Source organism: Mycoplana sp. 10N416 (assembly GCF_056394765.1).
Genome location: NZ_JBFTIM010000002.1, coordinates 632,501 through 634,881, shown reverse-complemented (window position 1 = coordinate 634,881; position 2,381 = coordinate 632,501). Strand labels below are relative to the sequence as shown.

At 54.9% G+C, this 2,381-nt stretch carries 1 tRNA gene and 2 rRNA genes (1 of these 3 cut by a window edge); all 3 read right to left on the bottom strand.

The features are described 5' to 3' along the window. A tRNA-Met gene (locus tag AC1DDS_RS07210) sits at positions 1-77 on the bottom strand. A 166-nt stretch (positions 78-243) separates the two neighbouring features. Beyond that, positions 244-358, bottom strand: a 5S ribosomal RNA gene (gene rrf / locus AC1DDS_RS07205). 161 nt (positions 359-519) lie between these two features. After that, positions 520-2,381 (bottom strand): 23S ribosomal RNA (locus tag AC1DDS_RS07200); it runs 935 nt beyond the window's last position.

The following is a 2,381-nucleotide window of genomic DNA, read 5'->3' as shown; positions in this document are numbered from 1 at the left end:
TGGTTGCGGGGGCAGGATTTGAACCTGCGGCCTTCAGGTTATGAGCCTGACGAGCTACCGGGCTGCTCCACCCCGCGTTATCCGGTTTGCGTCTTAAACGCATTATGGGCCGCTTGTGCGGCCCATTCAAGTGTTCGGCCTGGGCCGGTGCGTGTCGAGAAGATGTTTCGTTGGGAAAGGCCGCTTGTCCAAGAAGTCTGCAACTTTTCGGGCGCCTTTTCTTTATCAACTTGCCTTTAGCAGACCTGGCAGCGACCTACTCTCCCGCGTCTTGAGACGAAGTACCATTGGCGCTGGGGCGTTTCACGGCCGTGTTCGGAATGGGAACGGGTGCAGCCACCCCGCCAGAACCACCAGGTCGGCTAAGGGCAAATTGATATGAGAAGCTGGTCAGGCCGGAGCCTGTTTTTTTGTGAACACGTCTTTAAACCTTTGCGTCCGGAGCGCGTCCGCGCCTCAGGACAAAAGGTCCGCATCATCGGCGCAGCGTTGCTGCGCTGATGAGCATTTTCAATGAGAACGATCAAGCCAATCGAGCGATTAGTACCGGTAAGCTTCACGCATTGCTGCGCTTCCACACCCGGCCTATCAACGTGGTCGTCTTCCACGGCTCTCAAGGGAATACTCGTTTTCAGGTGGGTTTCCCGCTTAGATGCCTTCAGCGGTTATCCCTTCCGTATATAGCTACCCTGCTATGCCCTTGGCAGGACAACAGGTCCACCAGAGATACGTCCATCCCGGTCCTCTCGTACTAGGGACAGATCCTGTCAATATTCCTACACCCACGGCAGATAGGGACCGAACTGTCTCACGACGTTCTGAACCCAGCTCACGTACCGCTTTAATTGGCGAACAGCCAAACCCTTGGGACCTGCTCCAGCCCCAGGATGCGATGAGCCGACATCGAGGTGCCAAACAACCCCGTCGATATGGACTCTTGGGGGTCATCAGCCTGTTATCCCCGGCGTACCTTTTATCCGTTGAGCGATGGCCCTTCCACGCGGGACCACCGGATCACTATGACCGACTTTCGTCTCTGCTCGACTTGTCAGTCTCGCAGTCAGGCGGGCTTATGCCATTGCACTCGACGAGCGATTTCCGACCGCTCTGAGCCCACCATCGCGCGCCTCCGTTACTCTTTCGGAGGCGACCGCCCCAGTCAAACTACCCACCATACACGGTCCCGGATCCGGATAACGGACCGCGGTTAGACATCCATGACGATAAGGGTGGTATTTCAAGGATGGCTCCACAGAAACTGGCGTCCCTGCTTCAAAGCCTACCACCTATCCTACACATGCCGACACGAATGCCAGTGTAAAGCTATAGTAAAGGTGCACGGGGTCTTTCCGTCTGACCGCAGGAACCCCGCATCTTCACGGGGAATTCAATTTCACTGAGTCTATGTTGGAGACAGCGGGGAAGTCGTTACGCCATTCGTGCAGGTCGGAACTTACCCGACAAGGAATTTCGCTACCTTAGGACCGTTATAGTTACGGCCGCCGTTTACTGGGGCTTCGATTCAAAGCTTGCACCTCTCCTCTTAACCTTCCAGCACCGGGCAGGCGTCAGACCCTATACGTCGTCTTGCGACTTCGCAGAGCCCTGTGTTTTTGATAAACAGTCGCTACCCCCTGGTCTGTGCCACCCCTTTCCACTTGCGTAAAAAGAGGTCACGCTTCTTCCGAAGTTACGCGTGCAATTTGCCGAGTTCCTTCAACATAGTTCTCTCAAGCGCCTTGGTATACTCTACCTGACCACCTGTGTCGGTTTCGGGTACGGTCTATACGGTGGAGCTATTTCCTGGAACCGCTTCGCGGCAAGGTCAATCCAATAAGACCTTACAACTTACGCGATCCGTCACTACCACCAGGCCCACGAATATTAACGTGGTTCCCATCGACTACGCGTGTCCGCCTCGTCTTAGGGGCCGGCTAACCCTGCTCAGATTAACTTTAAGCAGGAACCCTTGGTCTTTCGGCGAGGGAGTCTCTCACTCCCTTTATCGTTACTCATGTCAACATTCGCACTTCCGATACCTCCAGGGCCCCTCACGGGTACCCCTTCACAGGCTTACGGAACGCTCCGCTACCACGTGCATTGCTGCACATCCTCAGCTTCGGTGCATGGCTTCAGCCCCGTTACATTTTCGGCGCAAAGACCCTTATTTAGACCAGTGAGCTGTTACGCTTTCTTTAAATGATGGCTGCTTCTAAGCCAACATCCTGGTTGTTTTGGGATCCTCACATCCTTTCCCACTTAGCCATGACTTGGGGACCTTAGCTGGAGGTCAGGGTTGTTGCCCTTTTCACGACGGACGTTAGCACCCGCCGTGTGTCTGCCGACTAGTACTCCTCGGTATTCGGAGTTTGGTTAGGATC